Consider the following 20371-nt stretch of genomic DNA (forward strand, 5'->3'; position numbering starts at 1 on the left):
GTGGTAGTGACATGGCTCCGTTGGCCGCGGCCAATGCTTGTTTCTTCGGTCCATTCCCCCCTTGTACTTTTTTCCTCAAAAGTACTTTAAGTAATATAATAAGATGCGACACAGTTACAGCCAATTCTTCCGCTTAAAGTAGAGATATGGTGCTAAACCAGCGAGTAGCATTAGACTAAGCGCCGCTGGATAGCCCAAGCTCCACTTCAGTTCTGGCATAAATTCGAAGTTCATGCCATAGCTTGAGGCCACCAACGTCGGAGGCAGAAACACCACCGAAACTACAGAGAATATCTTAATAATACGGTTCTGTTCAATATTGATAAAACCCATCGCAGCTTGCATCATAAAATTAACCTTCTGGAACAACGATTCATTATGCGGTAGCAGGGATTCGATGTCACGCAAGATCTCACGTGCTTGTTTCAGTTGGTTATTTGGCAACCGCGCCTTACGTACTAAAAAGTTAAGTGCTCGCTGTGTATCCATCAGGCATAAGCGCACCTTCCATCCAACATCCTCTAACTCAGCAAGACGCGACAGTGCCTCATCATACTCTTTTCCTTGCTGCCCTTCCATAATGACGCGACTTAGCTTTTCTAGGGCGCTGTAGATGTTTTCAATTTCATCCGCCAGCTGCTCAATTTTAGTTTCAAATAGATCTAGTAATAGCTCAAAGGCATTACCGTCAATCAACGTCTGGCTGCGGGCACGCATTCGGTAAAGACGAAACGCGGGCAGTTCGCGCTCACGCAAAGTATACAGACGCCCTTCGCGGATGGTAAAAGCCACCGTAGAGTTACCGGCATGATCCTCCGCATCTTCGTAAAAAAAGAAAGAATGAATATGTAGACCGTCTTCGTCTTCAAAGAAACGTGCCGACGCCTCAATATCTTCTAATTCCGGGCGCGTTGCTAAGCTCTGGCCCAGCTCGCTCTGCACACGAACTCGCTCATTTTCTTCTGGCTCGACCAGGTCAACCCACACTGAGGTAGTGAGCTTGTCGTTTTCTTCATTTTCTAACTCTAGACGAGTTAGGCGACTGTGATCCAGTTTAAAAGCGCTCAGCATAAGAATACTCCCTATTGTAAAGATGGGACAAGGCCTATAGCTAACGGCCTTCGGTGCCGTTTAGGCACGCAACCGCCCCAACACGGAACGCTCCGTTAAAAGATGAATCAATACTGACTTGTGTGTGCGACGGGATGGGAAAATAGGTCGCTGATAACATATAAAGCTACCAGCAAAAAGCAGTAGTCTTAGATGTGATCCCTAGTCATCAAGTGACGGCCAGTATTGACTAAATGTATCCAAGGCATCATCACTCTCTTGATATCTAGAGAGTGCATGTTACGCTGAGAGGGAAAAGTCGTCAACTGATGACCAAACGGTTGGTTTCCAGCTTCACATAAGAAACGACTCACTACTTGATGCTTTGGTACTGAAACTTCACCTACACACGGCTAAAGTCGCTACTGTTTTCTAAATTGATAAAGTGCCCTCACCCAATTTCACATGCCTTACGTGCTGCTCTGATGTAAGCATGATATCTTTTTTTGAGAGAGTTCCCATACGCTAATGACTAACCAATTCATTGAAGCTGGTACATAGAGACATTTTTTCCATTTCAATTCATTTTCCCGGTAGTTCACTCATAAAGCGTGACGGTAGGTGATACATACTACTTTACCGTAGATCCGTCACATCTTGGCGTAGGTCAGCGTTAATTTCAGCATGGCACGTGCCACACAACCATAGGCAAGACTTTGTTCTTCCTCCAGACAAAAGATTTCATTGAGAGACATCCTACTTGGGGATATTCCCCATGACATACCAACAATGAAAACTTGACTAAATTCTAGCACTTTAGCCGAGTATAAATGTCATCATTTGTACTGTATCATGCCATTTACCCATCTGATATTCGTCTACTTCTAAAGCTACATGCAATATGCAATAGAAATTCTTGTCATAGCCTGAATTTTATCTTAATCTTTATATTGCAACTGGCGCGTCACTGTTAACAGTTCTTCAAGGTTTGAAGATGCATCCTTTGCCCCTTTCTTCCTCTTCCTATTCATCCATAACCCATAGGCTAGAATCTTTAATGACGCTATCGGTGGTTTGAACATGTAAATGCATGTCAGCGATTTTGTTAGCAAGCGAATTTACTCATTCACAGAAGTACTGCAGTGCCAAGAACTCTCATGCCATAGCGTCGTCTGACGCACATGCGCTACCTGCCGCACCATATTTAATGTACGTCCACCGAAGCCTCGTGCAGGGAGATTCACCATACGCTCGAAGGCTGCATCATTATTATGATTGGCTATCATAAGGTAAATAGGCAAGTACATTTTTGATCTTCTGACGTTCGAAGAAACGCACGCAGCCATAAATACGATAAAGCATAATTGCTCTTCCACAACGCCTTTTACAACACACGTGATTGAGTGTCTCTACTACAGAGAATGGCGTGATCCTCAGAAAATTGCCCTTCTCATACCAAATTTTGATACGGTTAACTACAAAGTGTGATTCTTCCAGTTCGTTAAGGGCACAATAAATTGAGATAGGATCGCCGTCGACAGTCCACATTTTTTTAAAAAAAAATACAATTATTATTGTTAATCAAAATATTATTCTACTTTAAAATATTATGAAAGGAACGATAATTTTACTCAAGGTAGATGATTTTCATCTTCGGAAAATCTTGCAAAAAACGTTGAATATTATCTACCATTGCACCAGGCCAATGGTAGATAGAATAATCGTCTTCACCAATGATAACAACCCGTTCGTTGTCACCTACCAAAATGCTGATCCAGCCATACTCAATATTATTGGTATCCTGACACTCATTTACTAGGATAGTATTGAAATGCTCGCGATAATGACTAAAAATATGCGACTTATGTAACCAAGGTTCTTAGACACGTAATAACAACTCTACGAAATCTATCAGTCCATCACGATCGCAGATTTTTTAATAGATATACAGCCAAGGTTTTTAACATAATTATCATATATTCCAATATTATGTGGTCGTAACCCTTTATCTTTTTCTAGTTGATGTCCCATAATATGCCCTGAAGAGCAGACCACTGTTTGTCATCTAGATTCATTGCTTTGATTAAACACTTTGGCAAACGTAATTGATCCCGCTATCGAGGATTTTAAAATCCTTTTAGAAGCCCACATCCAAGTAGTTAGCACGTAAAAAGCGATGTGCTACGCTGTGTAAAGTGCCAATCCACATGCAGCTTTGTTTTTTGTTACCAATTAGTTACTCAATACGATTGGGATATCTCTTCAGCGGCTTTATTGGTACAGGTCAGGTCACAGCTATAATTGAGTAAGGAGAAGAGCAATGCTCTAACGATAGCAACCAAGCTATACGATGTACTATAAAACGTGTGTGCTAATTAGTACACGTGTTTTGTCGCTGCCTATCTATGCCTAGCCAGTACTAGCATGGTATTGCGAGGAGCCGTCATGGCTTGGAGCTGTTTATCTTTTAGACAGTTGAGCAGAGCAAAAAGTCCATAATCACCGTTCATTCAAGATAAACAAAAAAAGAACAATAAAATACTATGATTTACGGTAAAACGCTTAATTCGAGTTTTATTTGTATAAATTTATAACTATTTATAATAGTAAGGTCAGGGATAACAGTCTCGAAATTTCAACGTGTGGCAGCAAGCGTGCTTCATCAATATGCATCAGGTTGTCGCCACGTAGATTAATCCAGCACGCTTGCATGCCGCAGCACACTGCGCCCGCTACATCCGTCCTTAAGTCGTCACCTACATGTAGAATATACTCAGGTACTATAGAGAGCATCTGTGCGGCAAGATAGTACATATCCTTATAGGGTTTTGCACGCCCATGCGGACCAGCACGAAACGTGAACTGAAAATAGTCGGAGATACCAAGTTTTTCTGGGCGAGCATTGCCATTGGTGATAGCTACCAAAGGTACTTTTTTGACGAGCGCCTGCAACGTTCGATGTGTCTCTTCCGGAATTTCAACTTGACTGCGCCAGTGATGGAATACGCTCATGATTTCCTCGGAACCTGCCGTCGCTTCCTGTGTCGACAGACCGACGTTAAGCAAGGCCAATTCTACTGAACGACGACGCCATTCCGATACGTCGTGATAGATATCCGGCTCTCTCGACAGAAGTTCGTCACGAAGAATCTGATAATCCAGCATAGTAAACTCACGTAGCGCCGGATGGTAAGATTGTAGAGCAGCATGTGATTCGTCGGTTGTTTTACGGATCACTGGAGAGTTATCGTAAAGTGTATCGTCAAGATCGAAAGTAATCGCCTTAATGGCTCGTAAAGGACGATAAAACCTCATGTATTCTCCTTATTGAATGTCTTACTACAAGCGGAACCTACCACTGTGCATCAGCTTTATCATTCTATAGTTACGCATTACTACTATTTTTTTTAATGCTACCTCCTCAAGCAGTTTTATATAACTGCGCTTGCGCGGTTACTACATGAGAAATACTTTTATATATTAGATACGGAATTAATATTTCTTAACTTGTTAAGGATTGCAAATAAAGAAGCTAGAATTTTACTTAGATATGAGCTCATTGCTTAATCATCTAGTGAGAATCATATTCTTAGCCAACTCTTTGAGATTTTTCATAGATAAATCAATCCATCGTAAACGTGTGTAGATGGTCCAGTCATAAATAGTGGCTGACCAGCCCCTTTCCATGTAACATATAACGTGCCGCCCGTCATATCAACGCGCACCTTTGGTGCCAAAAGGTTCTGGTGAATACCACAAGCTACAGCAGCGCAAGCGCCGCTGCCACACGCCTGAGTTTCTCCAGAACCACGCTCATAGACGCGTAAGCGGATATGCTCCAGTGCCACTATTTCCATAAATCCGACGTTGACGTGCTCCGGAAAACGTTCATGACTCTCAAGAATAGGGCCGAGAGTTTCAACCTCTGCGGTCTGCACATTCTTCACTCGAATCACGCAATGCGGATTACCAATCGAGACCACACCGAAGATCACGGTCCGTCCAGTAGTACGCAGCATATATAATTTCTCTGCTTTACTAACACGAAAAGGCACCTGCTGTGGCTCAAAATTGGGTTCTCCCATATTAACGCACACTAGCTCGTCTGGAGTAATGCTCAAAATTATGTGTCCTGTTTGCGTACTAATACGGATATTACGTTTATTAGTAAGCCCTTTCATACGAACAAAACGAGCAAAACAGCGTGCCCCATTACCACACTGTGCTACTTCACTACCATCGGCGTTAAAAATACGATAGTGAAAGTCGATATCAGGATCGTAAGGAGGCTCGACAAGCAGAAGTTGATCAAAACCGATTCCTAAATGGCGGTCCGCGAGCCGTCGGATCAACTCTGGTGAAAAAAATAAGTTTTGCGTTACAGCATCGACAACCATGAAGTCGTTACCAAGACTATGCATTTTAGAGAACTGCATTTTTTGTTCCGACGGGCGCACCATTACAATTACTCTACTAACACGCTAACGTTATTAATATTTCTACCTATCACTAATACAGGCGCATTTGCCTGTATGACGCGTTGTTGCTGGTACTGATTTTGTTGCTCGGCTTGTTGTGAATTGTGCGTTTTTGGCTGGTAGTTTCCGGACGGAAAGTCAAGTGGTCCTTTAAGTCCACACCCGGCCAAACTCGCCAGCGTTATTGCCAACAGTCTTTTAATTGTCTTCATTGTTTTGTTCTATCTGTTCTTAACTTAATAATTTACCATGGGTCTTAAATATGGAATCAAAGTAATCACTGTGAGGGCCAATGCAGAGTTAGTGTACTTGATAGCGCGGTTGATAATCTCTTTTATCGTTATTTCGATGCATCACACATGGTGGGGTTAGGGCATGGCTACGGAATGGGATCACTTGGAAGCGATCTCTAGTATTGACGATCTGGTAGAACTGAGGAAGATTAAAGTTAATAAAATTGGAGACGTAGGTAAATCGATTATGTGAAGAAGAGTAAAAACGGCTGACATCATGCACCAGTTCCTCTTTGCTACCTTCACAATGGTGATAAACCTCAACTCGGTTAGTCTCATCTAAAACATAGATGTTGAAAACCTGCTGGTCGGTGATATCTTCAAAAAAGAACTGGATAATGCCTTCACTGGCATAACCATGTACTACTGGCGGCAGTGCCAACTGATTTAATTCTACCTTAATCGACAAACCATGCAGTTTATTGTTAGAGATGGCACCGTAAAACTCCACGGCATTTTCCAGCTTCTGTACTGAAACGCTCATGCGCTCAAAAAAAAGTCCCCAGGTCTGGCCTGCGATACGTAGTGCCTTAAAGCACCCTGGCTCCCGATGCGTGCTAGAAAGACGTAGTTCGATACACTCAGAGACTAACTGCTGAACGCGCATGCATATCAGTCCACGAAGATGTTGGCTGTAGCAAAACACTTCCACCGAATCTGGTGGTGCAGCATCCCGATGCATTTTGCCCAAAATAGTTTTAAGCGCTTTAATCATCGCTTGCTCACCACTAAAATGCAGAGTATGTATTTCGTTCCAAGAGTTTCGATAAAGCAGATCAATGCTACTAATCAAGCACTGTCGCTGATCAAAACTAAAGATGTCAAGATTACGAAAATCGAAATGTACTACTTGATCACGGAATACCGAAGTCTGATCATACTCCAGGTTGACGATAATTGCTAGATGGCGAATTTCACACGGGCTATAGAGAGCTTTCGGCGTCGGTACGGACACACGCAGTGGAAAATGGGATGACACATCTTTAACCAATTCTTGTAAACGTACTAAATCACAAATCTCATTGCCTTTTATGTGCAGACAAGTCTTGTTCGTTACAAGACCATTAAACCATGCCCAGGCCACCAACTTATTTAGGTAACGGTTATACTCCAGAGGCTGATGGCTGATAATCGAGGTTATATCAGGTGCCTGGTTGTAGAGATACCAGCCTGCGCGGTTAGCTCGATCCGTAGAAACATGAATAAAAGTGAGATTATCTTCTGAAAGGTCGGGCGATATCTGTGGATTGACCAGAGTTACCTTACCCGGCAAAGCTTCAAAGGCAGCGTATAGTTTACGCGTTATTACTCCGATATCCTGTGGACTTGCGCTCACTTTTAAATTGTTGCGTCGTGCAAAAAGGAGAAGGTTGCGATAGCTCTGCATCATTGCATCCAGCAATTCATCGTGCGCTTTCCGCACGCTCTCTATTTTCCATCCGTAACGGTTGTCAAGAATAGACAGTTTTTCATCGTTCCAACCCCAATCTTTTACTAATTGCAACAGGACCTCGTGTCGCCAACTTGAAAGGTTGCCGTCTTTGTCACCGCTTAGTTTCTCACATACTTTTAAGTAGAAACAGCGCCGCATCAAATCAAGACGAGCTGGATCGTCAATACTAGTAAGGTAATGCGTCACACGTTCCAACATCATGCAGTAAGGATCAAGCCCGAAGCTAACAATTTTTCCATCGTGCAGACGTCGTTTCATATCCATTGACAGGAGCTTCGTATTGGGATATTCCCAGCTGTAGGCCTCAAGTAGCAAAGTTTTTAGAGCTGCTTTGTAGGGTGAATCAATGCTCTTATAGAGTTGCCACAAACTCGCGCCGAAATATTCTTCTGCCGATAGAGTGCCAAGCCCACCTAAATCAAGCCACTCATTAGGCGTTAACACACCCTGCGCATAAAGCGATATTACATAATCATCATAGTGATCCTCTTCTTGGCATGGCACCATATGCCATAGGATACGTTTTCCTGCTATTCGAACGGAGGTGCGATAAAATTCATCAAGCAGTAGGATATGCTGTGTCGAGCCACAATCTTCTAAGCCTACACTGCCGCTTTCATGATGGCGGAAGCGGTTCTCATCAATGAGAAAGAAACTGATCTCTACACCAATTGACATGCACCATTTCTGCAGTAGTGTGCATTTGCGCTGCAAATTTAAACGTTCTTCATAATCAAGCCAAGATTGATGACAAACCCAAATATCAAGATCTGAAATATTATTCTGTCCAATCGATGAAGTACTACCCATCGAATAGATGCCAGTGATCGGCATCTCGATAATGCGCGATGTTTCTAACGTCAGTTCGCTACTACCTGATAGCTCTTGTAGAAGCTGCAAATGATTTTTTTCAGGAGTGAAAGAGCTAATACCACAAGGAACATTACCGTCAAGGTAACCCGGTATTAGAGGATGATGATAATGTAATAAAGTTGGCAGCAAGCCGTATACTTGCTGAAAAGCAGGTCCCATCGTAGCTAATGCTCGATCTACACGCAGCTGATTAATTGCATCCAGTCTCTGTTTTAGAGTCTCAATGTAAAAGTACAAAACATTTCGCCTGATCGTCCTAGGATTTAAGCAACATATTTTTAATACTTGCCGCTTAATAATGGAAAAGTTTGGACAGTTTATTATTGGAACCGTGGTCAATCTAACACCTATTAGATTGACCGTAAAGAAACGTATACTACGTTAGTACATTAATGTGTTTTTATGCGCTTGTATCCGTTTCATGTTTTAATCCAAAAAACTTTCCAGTGGTCCAGATAAATAATCTGTAAATTTTAAAAAAACAGCTGACAAAATGATAAGATGTCTAGCAGCTGATAAAAAATAGTTAACAGAATGTTAGAAAATATTTTCAGAATTGCTACAAGAAAAAGTCCCCTTGCACTTTGGCAGGCGCGCTATGTCCAGCAACGTCTGATAGCTGCTCATCCTAATATATCTATAGAGTTAGTCCCCATAGTGACCAAAGGAGACGTTATTCTTGATATAACGCTAGCTAAAGTAGGCGGGAAAGGGCTCTTCGTCAAAGAGCTTGGATTGGCTATACTAGAGAATCGTGCTGATCTCGCTGTCCACTCCATGAAAGATGTACCTATAGTGTTTCCTAAAGGCTTAGGTTTAGTTACTGTTTGCAAGCGCGAAGATCCTTGCGATGCTTTTGTCTCAAACTACTATAAATCACTCGATGAACTACCGCCAGGCGCGGTGGTCGGGACTTCTAGCCTGCGGCGCCAGAGTCAGATTAAAGAACGCCGCCACGACTTAGTGATCCGCTCTCTGCGTGGTAACGTTGGTACACGTCTTTTAAAACTCGATGCGGGGGAATACGACGCTATTATTCTGGCGTCCGCCGGATTGAAACGGTTGGCTCTTGAATCTCGTATTCGTCAACCGTTACCACCGGAGATTTTCTTGCCTGCTGTCGGCCAAGGAGCTATCGGCATTGAATGTCGTCTCAATGACAGAAAATTGATTCACTTATTACAAGCGCTTAACCATAATGATACAGCCGTGTGCGTTAAGGCGGAACGAGCCATGAACACGCGTCTCCAAGGCGGATGCCAGGTGCCAATTGGCAGTTTTGCAAGATTAGAAGGCAACGAATTATGGCTGCGTGGACTAGTCGGAGTTCCGGACGGTAGCATGATGGTACGTGGCGAACGTCGTGGCTCGCATGCAGAAGCAGAGAGGATGGGTATCTCTCTCGCGGAAGAACTGCTTGATAGGGGTGCGCTTGAAATTCTAACTAAAGTGTACCAAGGTTAACTTTTTACATGACTATTCTAGTAACTCGTCCGGAACCCGCAGGAAGCGCTCTGGTAACACAGCTGCACAAATTCGGCTACGAGGCCTGGAGTTTACCGTTAATCGAATTTGCTCCGGGCTGCGACCTTAATAACTTACCGAAGCAGCTTGCTACTCTGCGCACAGGGGATTTAGTCTTTTTACTTTCTCAGAGGGTGATTCACTATGCTCATCCTGTCTTGGAGCGTTATAATACAGCTTGGCCAGCGGAAATAAAGTATTACGCAATTGGTTATAAAACCGCAGTGGCGTTTCATACAATTAGTGGTCATAATGTAGACTATCCACGCACAAAGGAAATTAGCGAAGAGCTCATCCGTTTGTCATCATTGCAACAAATATCTGGTAAAAAGGCTTTAATTCTACGAAGCGATAAAGGACGTAAAGTATTAGCTGAAACGCTCAACCAGCGCGGCGCGAAGGTTTTATTCAGCCAATGTTATCAACACTGTCAGAAGTTATATGATGGCGTTATCGAGGGTAATCGCTGGCGCAGCTACGGCATTAAAACACTAGTAATTACCAGTGGTGCAATGCTACAACAATTGTTTTTTTTATTTCCTGAAGTCGATCGCACAGAATGGTTATTGCGCTGTCGAATAGTTGTCGTCAGCGAGCGTTTGGCTATATTGGCCAATCAACTAGGCTGGCAGGATATTCAAATAGCCAATGGTGCAGATAACGATGCGCTGTTGCGCACGTTATGTTGAAATTGATCATGGGATATGCTCATGCTACAAATGATGGAAAGAAAAGACTTTTGCCAAGGGACTTTTGCCAAGGTTGAAAGAACTATGTCAACGTTGGACAACTTGCACTTATCTCACTCAACATCACTATGAGACAATAAATCGGCGGGTTCATACTAGTAGGCATGGGTATCAATTGTCACTATCATACCCTTACCGTTAGAGTAGGGTAATACCACCAATGAATGGTAAACAGTACATTGCACTGTTGTCACTCTATTAAATAAACCTAGGTAAAGGGATAAACTCCTTAAGGCAGGAAGAGGACAGCAATAATAAATATCAAGCTTATTCTAAGCTTGGGAAAAGCAGCGCTAAGTGATATGACTACTTAGTAGGCGGTTACTATTGCGAAAGGGCGGGAAGTACTGCGTGAGAAAAACTCATATGCCCAGAAGACATAAATTCTTCCTATGCAAGCTATATAGGCTTATTCCTTGATAAAATTAGCTGGTCGCATGTTTTTTGAAAAGACCAACGATCACAGCGTCATTAGCATATGACGTGCACCATTCTCCGTTAATAAGATCTACTATGAAAGTATAGTCCTCAAACTAAATCGGTGATCAGGAGAAATTGATAATTTTTGTTCTTAGAGAAAAGTAACTATGGTGATCATAGGCCAATGGATGGCAATAATGGTGGTGCCTTTGCTTTTTCGCCGCGCGATATGTATATGATTGCTTAATCAGCAGAGCAAGCGGTGCTTCATCACAATCGGAGCCGTTCGTTTGAATGTGAATATAACAACGGAGTAGCGTGGAAAATAGTAAGAAAGCCAGTAGATCGCGTACATATTCCGAGCGGTTTTATAAAATGATCGGCGAGAGAGGATTTGAACCTCCGACCCACTGGTCCCAAACCAGTTGCGCTACCAAGCTGCGCTACTCGCCGATAACCGTTGTATTTATTTCTTCTATTTCTTCTAGTGCGAAGAGAGGGACTTGAACCCTCATGTCAGTAAGACACTAACACCTGAAGCTAGCGCGTCTACCAATTCCGCCACCTTCGCATATACCTAACTAAATTTGGGGTGGCTAATGGGACTTGAACCCACGACAACTGGAATCACAATCCAGGGCTCTACCAACTGAGCTATAGCCACCACAACCTTCTTGATATTAGTAAGACATGTGGCGTACACGTACGGTGTATCACTGTTCACTAACGTAGTAGTATGCGCCCGACAGGATTCGAACCTGAGACCTCTGCCTCCGGAGGGCAGCACTCTATCCAGCTGAGCTACGGGCGCGCAGCATGGGCATGCTACGGATTTGTGGGAAGGCTGTCCAGACTTTTTTGATAAAAAAATCATATAAACTATTTTTTTGCATTTTGGCAAAAAATGCAGCCTCGAAACCCTATTCTCTTTCTTAAAATAAGTATGAAGAGCTCTTTTAAATCTACACAAAAATTCAATATGAACTTACTTAAGGGGCTCATTAAAAAAATCGTAAATTCCGCTAAAGAACTTTACATGGAACAGTTTAAACAGCGAATACGAAGAGTATTAAATCATTAAATCTGTATTTTCTGACTATAGCGGCTCATCTAGAACCATAACGGTGATCATCACATAGGTAGTAGTGGCCATACAGTTGAAGAGTATAACTTCCTATCCATTTTAGTAAAAAGTAATTTCACCAGTTCTATTAGTCTAGGCAGGATTAGGAACGTTTCATCATGTCGAAAAAATCGTCGTTAGTCTTAGTCATTGCCAATTTATTGATAAGGAATTCCATTGCATCGATTTCACCCATCGGGTGGATAATTCTACGCAAAATCCACATTTTCTGCAACTCTTCCTGAGAGGTAAGCAGCTCTTCTTTACGGGTACCTGAACGGTTATAGTCAATTGCCGGGAAGACGCGTTTTTCAGCGATTTTACGTGAAAGATGCAGCTCCATGTTACCAGTACCTTTAAACTCTTCGTAGATCACTTCGTCCATTTTTGAACCAGTATCTATCAACGCGGTGGCTACAATGGTCAGACTGCCGCCTTCTTCCACATTACGAGCAGCACCGAAAAAGCGCTTTGGACGATGAAGGGCATTAGCATCCACCCCGCCAGTCAGCACCTTACCGGAAGCTGGTACCACGGTGTTATAGGCACGTGCCAAGCGAGTAATAGAATCAAGTAAGATAATAACGTCTTTTTTGTGCTCAACTAAACGCTTTGCCTTCTCGATTACCATCTCGGCAACCTGGACGTGACGCGATGCCGGTTCATCAAATGTTGAAGCAATTACTTCTCCTTTAACCAAACGCTGCATTTCAGTTACTTCTTCCGGACGCTCATCTATCAGTAGCACAATTAGCACGCATTCTGGGTGATTATAAGCCATGCCAAGAGCGATATTTTGTAAGAGTATAGTCTTGCCTGCTTTTGGCGGCGCCACGATCAGACCACGCTGACCACGTCCTATTGGCGAAGCTAGATCTAACACACGCGCAGTTAAGTCTTCCGTTGAACCGTTTCCACGCTCCATACGTAGACGTATATTGGCATGTAACGGTGTAAGATTTTCGAACAAAATTTTACTACGAGCATTTTCAGGTTTGTCGTAGTTAACCTCGTTAACTTTCAATAGTGCAAAATAGCGTTCACCCTCTTTCGGAGGACGAATTTTTCCTGAAATAGTGTCTCCAGTGCGAAGATTAAAACGACGAATTTGGCTGGGAGAAACGTAGATATCGTCAGGACCGGCGAGATAGGAACTGTCTGCAGAACGCAGGAAACCAAATCCATCCTGTAATATCTCTAGAACACCATCACCAAAGATGTCCTCGCCGCTTTTCGCATGCTGTTTAAGGATGGCAAAAATTATATCCTGTTTGCGCATACGCGCCAGGCTTTCCATCCCCATATTTTCGCCGAGAGTAATCAGCTCAAGAACCGGCGTATTCTTTAATTCGGTAAGATTCATATTAATGGATTCTTAAAATCGGGGTAGTTCTTGAAATGGATGTTGGTCGTGACCGATATGGTATGGCTTAATAGTTCATATTTGTTAACAGTTTTTTTAACTATTCTCAACGCTCATTATCGATTGCCAGATGACTAGATTGTGGTAATTGGAAACAAAAGTTGGTTAAAATGAGATACACAAAGTTAGTGCCATAACCGTCAAGAGTCGTAAACCACCGTTTTAAAGGAACAACATACTTCAGGTCTTAAAAAGAAATGCGTAATATACAACTTAAAAAGTAAAGACAGATGCTATTACGGTAACTTAACACGCTAAAATAAGCACGTCTAGCAATGGAAAAATTTGCCACTGCTGGACGTTTTTTTCATTATTCTAAATTACTGTTTATAAACTCTTTTAGCTGCGATTTAGATAACGCACCGACTTTTGTAGCGGCTACCACACCGTTTTTGAACAGTAGCAGCGTTGGGATGCCGCGTATGCCATATTTCGGTGCCGTACTCGGATTATTATCAATATTCATCTTGGCGATGGTGAGCCTACCGCAGTACTCTTCCGCAATTTCATCTAGAATAGGGGCGATCATTTTGCAAGGACCACACCATTCAGCCCAGAAATCTACTAGAGTGACGCCTTCTGCTTTCAAAACGGTTGCATCGAAACTTTCATCAGTGAGATGAATAATCTTATCGCTGCTCATGCATTACCCCACAAGATTATACCTGGTGAATTGAGTAAAATTTACCCATGTAGGTGACATTATTTCATCGGATATGCTTTCGCAAACCGAAAGTAAAATGATATCCTACCACACTATGAATAAAACACACTTAACTGAAGAGAAGTTTTCTAACTTCGCTCAGCAACATCATGTAGTGAAAGCAATTGAAAAAAGCTTCCATGATTGCACTTCTATTTAAGCATTAAATTTGCCTCTTACTCTATAAGAACGTGATATCGCAGGTAAGGCACAAAATGATACTAGAAAAACAATGATTTTTCTGAAATTTATGTTTCATCATCTTATCTCTTCACAGAATAAGAAGGCTATTAAACCAATCATCCTCGTGCCTTAATTATGGCGCCGAAGCGCGAACTGACTATACAGATCTACAATGATGCTGAACCTCTTGCAAAAGACACAGGTCTGAAACTCAGTTTGGCCTATGGTGGCGACGGTTACGATAGGCAGGTGAAAGTACTAGATGAAGGTGTCGATATTTTGTTCGGCACAACAAATCTAGTAATAGACAATACCAAACAAAATCATATTAACCTTACAGCAAGTCAAGTTATAGTACTGGATGCATCCAATCATATGTTTAAGCTTAGCTTGATTAAAAATATCCGTTGGCTATTCCGTCGTATGCCGCCCACAAAGCATGAGTCTGAGTATGCTCTTTTCCGCCACGCTCTCGTGGCAAGTACGTGATCTAGTTTTCAAATATATGAACAATGCCAAATACATTGAAATCTAGCCAGCGCAGAAAATAGGTCAACATACTCAAAGAAGAGTTTTTTTATCCGTCAAATAAAGAAAAATTCGTCTATTGCAGGCTCTTCAATATTTATTAACACCAAATATCGTTATCTAGATATTTACAAACATCTGGTGGTGCCCGTCCGCCTGTTGATCGGAGACGTAACACAGAGGGAACATTTACGCATTTTGGATGACCTTAAAAGCAGAATGACTACGGATTTAGCAGCTCTCGGTCTACATATTCCAAGCGGTGACTGGACTGGACGTATTCACCTATGATCTGCCTGACGATCGAGAGGATTATGTTCATTACATTCAACTAACAGTTACGCAACCTATAGTGGACACCCCATTAGCTTGGCCTGCAAATAATACGTGATAAATCTACCGGCGATTGAAAAGTAGTTCGGCCACAATATTCCTACAAGGAATATACAACATCGGTGCTCTGATAAATAATCTGCTTCCATCAAAACGTCTAACGAGCAGCCGTTCTGGCAACAATGTAAATCGCCGCAGTGAAGCACAAGGTAACAACAATAGTAAAAATACAGATTAAATCCATATCATGCTAGGAGCATCGTCACTTTATGTTGCTGTTGATCTGAGTTCTAACAGCTTCTATATGTTGGTAGTACGCAAAATTTCTAGAAGAGTATCTAGACTGTCGCGCGTATTAAGCGCCAGGTACGTCTGGCTGCAGGATTAGATAACAATAACCATATCTCTGTTGATGCAGGATTAGATAACAATAACCATATCTCTGTTGATGCAGGATATTCCTTTCGAACAAATTCGGGTGGTCGCTACCGCCACGCGACGCCTTGCCGCTAACGCAAACGACTTTCTTTTTACAGCATAGCAAACCTTGGCTGCTGCTCCATTAATGTGATGAGCGGTACAGAAGAAGAACGTCTTATTTATCATGATTTTGCCCATATTACTAACGGCTCAGATAAGTACCTAGTAGTCGATATCGGCGGAGGTAGTACCGAGTTGGTGACCTGCGATATTCAATGCGGCAAGCTAGAAGAGTTAAAAATGGAAGGATTAACGCTGGAATGTGCACTATTTTTTTCCTAGCGGTCTCTCAATTCTTGTCGCTGTATTTCAAAAAATTGGCATAGAAAACCTGACTTTGGCAGGTAGCGAGCTACATGAAGGACTGATATACAGCATGCTACATATCTCCAGTAGTTCAAGATATTCGAGTCACACATTATAGAACGTACATCTTTTTTCCATCAATGTAGAACAGGCAAAATGTATGCTAACTGGCCAAAGGCTTCTCGCATCAAGTAAGCGCCGCATGGAAACTGGAGCAGCACTGTTGCGATTTACTACTGAGTGCCATCTCAATACATGAGATCGGTCTCAGCATCAATTTTTACCAAGCTCCGAAGCACGCTGCATATCTAGTTCGCCACCTCGATTTACCTGGTTTTACTCTCTGTCAGAAAAAGCTCCTGGCCTACTTGTTACAAAACCAAAGCGGCAGCATTGATTTACTGCTAACGACACAGCAAACTGCCGTACCACCTCTCTTTTCTTGAACGTCTGTATCGTCTGCTGCGGCTGACGATTATTTTATCAATGCTCAGTCGCGATAACGCCCTGATCGAGGCATGATTACAGGCTGAAAAAGATGCATTACGTCTAACCATACTGTTTAGATGGCTAAAAGTTCATCCCATGTACGCAGATAAACTAGTTTTTTATCTAAAAAAGGATTTTCAGCCGCCTTTAGCTTTTTCTAACATCTCCTTCAATCTTGCGACCCGCATTTGCCCAGTTTTCATACTCTCATTTGCGCTGATAACCTTGAGATCAGTTTCCCAGATTAAATCTTCCTGTGGTAGCTCTAGCAAAAAACGACTCGGTTTTATGCACACTAGTGTACCATACTGACGTCGTTCGCGGCACAGTGTAAAAGTTAGCTCTTTCTTCGCACGCGTAATACCAACATAGGCTAGTCGACGTTCCTCTTCGACATTATTCTCAACAATACTGTTACGATGGGGCAACAATCCTTCTTCTATGCCTACTAGATAGACGTAAGGAAATTCCAATCCTTTCGACGCGTGTAGTGTCATTAGCTGAACCTGATCAAATTCCTCATTACTTTTATCACGTTCCATCATGTCACGTAGGGTAAAACGCGTCACCACCTGCGCTAACGTCATTGGCTTATCAAGATCGTTTCCTTCTAGCATCTCCTGCATCCACTGCAATAACGTATTTACATTTTTCATACGCATTTCAGCTGATTTCGGGCTGACAGAAGTCTCAGATAGCCAGCTTTCATATTCGATGCCACGAATTAGAAAGTGTACCGCATTGATCGGTTCACGCTCAGCCATTTGCACAATCTCATGCAACCAATGAGTAAAACACTGTAGATGTTCCAGACCCCGACCATTCATGGCCTGCCCGATTCTCAAATCTAAACTAGCATTAAATAAGCTTTTATTGCATAGAGCACCCCACTCTCCTAGCTTTTGTAGAGTCGCAGAACCGATCTGGCGACGTGGTGTATTAACGATCCGAAGAAACGCGCTATTATCATCCGGGTTAATTAATACGCGTAGATAGGCCAAGACATCCTTAATCTCCTGACGAGAGAAAAAAGAGCTTCCACCAGAAATGTGGTAGGGAATACAGTTTTGTATTAGTAGTCTTTCAAACGCTCGTGATTGATGGTTACTTCGATAAAGAATAGCGTAATCTTTATACTGAGTCTTATTGATGAAACGGTGAGTGATCAGCTCGCCTGTCACACGCTCTGCTTCATGATTCTCATGGTTGGCAGTTAGCACTTTCAATTTACTACCAAGACTTAACTCGGAAAAAAGTTTTTTTTCAAAAATATGTGGGTTATTAGCAATCAGTATATTCGCTGCTTTCAGGATTCGTTGTGACGAACGGTAGTTCTGTTCTAGCTTCATTACTTCCAATGTTGGGAAATCCTCTTTCAACAGTACCAGATTTTGCGGACGTGCTCCACGCCAAGAGTAAATAGACTGGTCGTCATCGCCTACTACAGTGAACCTTCTTCCTCCCCCTACCAACAGTTTTATTAGCTCATACTGATTTGTATTTGTGTCCTGATACTCATCTACTAAAAGATAGCGAATACGCTGCTGCCAGCGTTCTCGTACTTTCTGGTTCCGCTGTAGCAATAATGTTGGTAGCAAGATAAGGTCGTCGAAATCTAGCACATTACAAGACTTAAGATACTTATTATATAAGCTATAGCAGTGTACTAAAATATTGTCACGCTCGCTGCGCGCCTGCTCAGCGGCACGTAGCGGATCGATGAGATCGTTTTTCCAGTTGGAAATGGTAGTACTCAGCTGTTGTAACAATGTTTTGTCTTCTTTTAACCACGGTTGCGTTAAATCCTTCAGTAGTGCTAGCTGATCAGTATCATCAAATAACGAGAAACTCGATTGAATACCTAATGCTGCATACTCACGTCTGATGATTTCCAACCCTAGTGTATGAAAGGTAGAAATCATCAAGCCGCTTGCCTCTTGACGTCCAAGAGTCTGTGCTACACGTTCTTTCATCTCTCGCGAGGCTTTATTGGTAAAAGTTACCGCTGCAATGTGACGCGCCTGATAACCACATTTACGGATTAAATAGGCAATCTTGTTTGTGATAACACGAGTTTTACCAGACCCAGCCCCGGCGAGCACTAAACATGGACCTGTAACAAATTCAACCACGCATCGCTGGCTAAAGTTTAAAACCATAAAAAATCACTCAGTCGCATAATAAACAAAAGGAAGGATAAAATGCTGGGCGCTTATTCTACACAATCAAAACGCGTATTATTAGGTAAATTTCATTAGGATGCTAAATGTTATTTACCTTTGGTAGGTATCACGATAATATTTAGTTATAGATATCAATATTACTTAACCGCAATCTATCATTTATTTTTTAGTAGCACTAAAGGAGAATTTAATTCTTCAGATAATTGATAACTTCACGTAATCGACATGAAGTTATCGTTGCCTATAGGAAGCGTAGCAGTGTGTGTTCACACTGAAGAATTCTTGCGTGCAAAATCTTTTAAAAAAATCCATGAAATACGTTATAATGCGAACATATATGATATATTTCATATTTGTGTTGGTTGGCTAAAATATGATGTGGAGTACATTATCCACATCCTGATTAGGAAATCACATCAGTTCAAAAATTTATTTTTAAGCTAACATGATATCATTTAAGCCTTGTTATGGTAAATGAGCATCGAATTATGCCAGAAATACACTGTAAGTCTATGCCGAAAGCATAGACGTGGGATGTTTTGTGAGTACCACATCGAGTCCTTATCTATATATGAGGAAAAATCGAGTATGGTTGATTTGGTGTGGGGTTACTGGACAACTTTACACTTTCTGAACAACTTATTACGCTGCTAGTACGGGGCGCACCCCTATCGTATGGCAAATAGCATAGCTCATCTCCGCACGGTTCAGAGTATAAAAATGGAAATCTTTTACACCTTCTCGTGACAGGATTTTCACCATATCCATGGCAATATTGGCACCAATTATTTTACGTGTCTCCGGGTCGTCATCCAGCCCTTCAAACATGGCATGCATCCAGCCCGGAACGCGTATGTTAGTCATATTGGCAAAACACTTTAGCTGTCTGAAATTTGATACTGGCAAAATACCTGGTACAATCTCGACATCAATACTAGTGGCTACACAGCGGTCACGGAAGCGTAGATAACTCTCCACATCAAAGAAGAATTGTGTAATTGCACGGTTGGCGCCCGCATCAATTTTACGTTTTAGGTTAATCAGATCGGATTGCGCGCTTTTTGCTTCAGGATGCACTTCTGGATAGGCTGCTACGGAAATATCGAAATCCCCTACTGTTTTTAGTAAAGAAACTAAATCGCAGGCATACATTTCTGGTTTGCTGATGCCTGTAGGCAAGTCTCCCCGCAACGCTACAATATGGCGAATACCGCTGTTCCAGTATAATTCCGCTACAGTGCGTAATTCTGCATATGAGGCATCAATACAAGTTAGGTGCGGTGCGGCTTCCATGCCAGTCCGTTTTTTAATATCTGCAATAATGCTATGGGTACGGCTTCGCTCACCCGAATTAGCTCCGTAGGTTACGGAGACAAATCTTGGTTTTAAGCTACTTAGCCGTTCAATAGAATACCATAGCGCCTCCTCCATTTCGCTGGTACGGGGAGGGAAAAATTCGAATGATACATTAATTTCTCCGTTTAGATCCGAGAAATGCTGGTTAAACTTTTCTCGCTGGCTGGTATGAAAGAAACTCATCCTAATTACCTCGTCAAAAAAGTGAGTTTAATTTTTATCTAAAACATCCATACGTTTAGACGTCCAGATGTTTAAAATGAATGAATTCAGCCAAAGTATCAACTGTAAAATCGGGCAATATTGTGATAAATTTTCAAAGAAAATGAGAAAAATTCATACTAGAGAAAGTAAGCACCCATCACAATCTCCTTCCGTACTACTACGTTCCGCTCCCTTCAATTGAGTTAAATGGTGTTTTATA

The 20371-nt window shown here is 42.1% G+C and carries 12 protein-coding genes, 4 tRNA genes and 3 pseudogenes; 4 read left to right on the forward strand and 15 right to left on the reverse strand.

What is annotated here, in order from left to right; genetic code table 11:
• Positions 1–114 precede the first annotated feature (114 nt).
• The 7 genes and pseudogenes from corA to FD729_RS04410 form a co-directional block, all read right to left on the reverse strand.
• Positions 115–1071, reverse strand: a complete 957-nt coding sequence (gene corA, locus FD729_RS04380) for a magnesium/cobalt transporter CorA (RefSeq protein WP_159932073.1) — start codon at positions 1069–1071, stop codon at positions 115–117.
• 188 nt (positions 1072–1259) lie between these two features.
• Positions 1260–1424, reverse strand: a complete 165-nt coding sequence (locus tag FD729_RS04385) for a hypothetical protein (RefSeq protein WP_159932074.1) — start codon at positions 1422–1424, stop codon at positions 1260–1262.
• 32 nt (positions 1425–1456) lie between these two features.
• Positions 1457–3560: pseudogene (locus FD729_RS04390) on the reverse strand (UvrD-helicase domain-containing protein); the annotation flags it as partial.
• Between the two features lie 88 nt (positions 3561–3648).
• Positions 3649–4365, reverse strand: coding sequence for a 5-amino-6-(5-phospho-D-ribitylamino)uracil phosphatase YigB (gene yigB / locus FD729_RS04395; protein WP_159932075.1), 717 nt, complete (start codon positions 4363–4365; stop codon positions 3649–3651).
• Between the two features lie 296 nt (positions 4366–4661).
• Positions 4662–5486, reverse strand: coding sequence for a diaminopimelate epimerase (dapF, locus tag FD729_RS04400; RefSeq protein WP_159932127.1), 825 nt, complete (start codon positions 5484–5486; stop codon positions 4662–4664).
• 29 nt (positions 5487–5515) lie between these two features.
• Positions 5516–5740, reverse strand: a complete 225-nt coding sequence (locus FD729_RS04405; RefSeq protein ID WP_159932076.1) for a lipoprotein — start codon at positions 5738–5740, stop codon at positions 5516–5518.
• A gap of 88 nt (positions 5741–5828) precedes the next feature.
• On the reverse strand, positions 5829–8384 hold the full coding sequence (locus FD729_RS04410) for a class I adenylate cyclase (protein WP_159932077.1): 2556 nt from the start codon (positions 8382–8384) through the stop codon (positions 5829–5831).
• A 297-nt stretch (positions 8385–8681) separates the two neighbouring features.
• Here FD729_RS04410 and hemC point away from each other — a divergent pair, with 297 nt between their 5' ends.
• Both hemC and hemD read left to right on the forward strand, forming a co-directional pair.
• On the forward strand, positions 8682–9611 hold the full coding sequence (hemC, locus tag FD729_RS04415; RefSeq protein WP_159932078.1) for a hydroxymethylbilane synthase: 930 nt from the start codon (positions 8682–8684) through the stop codon (positions 9609–9611).
• Positions 9612–9619: 8 nt separating this feature from the next.
• Positions 9620–10360, forward strand: coding sequence for a uroporphyrinogen-III synthase (gene hemD / locus FD729_RS04420; protein WP_159932079.1), 741 nt, complete (start codon positions 9620–9622; stop codon positions 10358–10360).
• Positions 10361–11219: 859 nt separating this feature from the next.
• On the opposite strand, the gene FD729_RS04425 is transcribed toward hemD, so the two are convergent.
• The 6 genes from FD729_RS04425 to trxA all read right to left on the reverse strand — a co-directional run bounded on the left by FD729_RS04425 (position 11220) and on the right by trxA (position 14029).
• Positions 11220–11293 (reverse strand) — tRNA-Pro (locus tag FD729_RS04425).
• 35 nt (positions 11294–11328) lie between these two features.
• Positions 11329–11411 (reverse strand) — tRNA-Leu (locus tag FD729_RS04430).
• A gap of 17 nt (positions 11412–11428) precedes the next feature.
• Positions 11429–11504, reverse strand: a tRNA-His gene (locus tag FD729_RS04435).
• Positions 11505–11577: 73 nt separating this feature from the next.
• A tRNA-Arg gene (locus FD729_RS04440) sits at positions 11578–11651 on the reverse strand.
• A gap of 415 nt (positions 11652–12066) precedes the next feature.
• The gene (gene rho / locus FD729_RS04445) at positions 12067–13326 is read right to left on the reverse strand and encodes a transcription termination factor Rho (RefSeq protein WP_159932080.1); all 1260 of its coding nucleotides are present in this window, start codon (positions 13324–13326) and stop codon (positions 12067–12069) included.
• A 370-nt stretch (positions 13327–13696) separates the two neighbouring features.
• On the reverse strand, positions 13697–14029 hold the full coding sequence (trxA, locus tag FD729_RS04450; protein ID WP_159932081.1) for a thioredoxin TrxA: 333 nt from the start codon (positions 14027–14029) through the stop codon (positions 13697–13699).
• Between the two features lie 115 nt (positions 14030–14144).
• On the opposite strand from trxA, the pseudogene FD729_RS04455 reads away from it, so the two are divergent.
• Positions 14145–15371: pseudogene (locus FD729_RS04455) on the forward strand (DEAD/DEAH box helicase).
• A gap of 9 nt (positions 15372–15380) precedes the next feature.
• Positions 15381–16522 (forward strand): annotated as a pseudogene (locus FD729_RS05255) (hypothetical protein); the annotation flags it as partial.
• Positions 16523–16545: 23 nt separating this feature from the next.
• Here FD729_RS05255 and rep read toward each other — a convergent pair.
• Positions 16546–18567, reverse strand: a complete 2022-nt coding sequence (gene rep, locus FD729_RS04470; RefSeq protein ID WP_159932083.1) for a DNA helicase Rep — start codon at positions 18565–18567, stop codon at positions 16546–16548.
• Between the two features lie 666 nt (positions 18568–19233).
• Positions 19234–20130 carry a methylenetetrahydrofolate reductase gene (metF, locus tag FD729_RS04475; protein ID WP_159932084.1) on the reverse strand — a complete coding sequence of 299 codons (897 nt, stop codon included), beginning with the start codon at positions 20128–20130 and terminating at the stop codon, positions 19234–19236.
• Positions 20131–20371 lie beyond the last annotated feature (241 nt).

Source organism: Pantoea sp. Nvir, from assembly GCF_009829915.1.
In the GTDB taxonomy this organism is placed as follows: Bacteria; Pseudomonadota; Gammaproteobacteria; order Enterobacterales; family Enterobacteriaceae; genus Pantoea.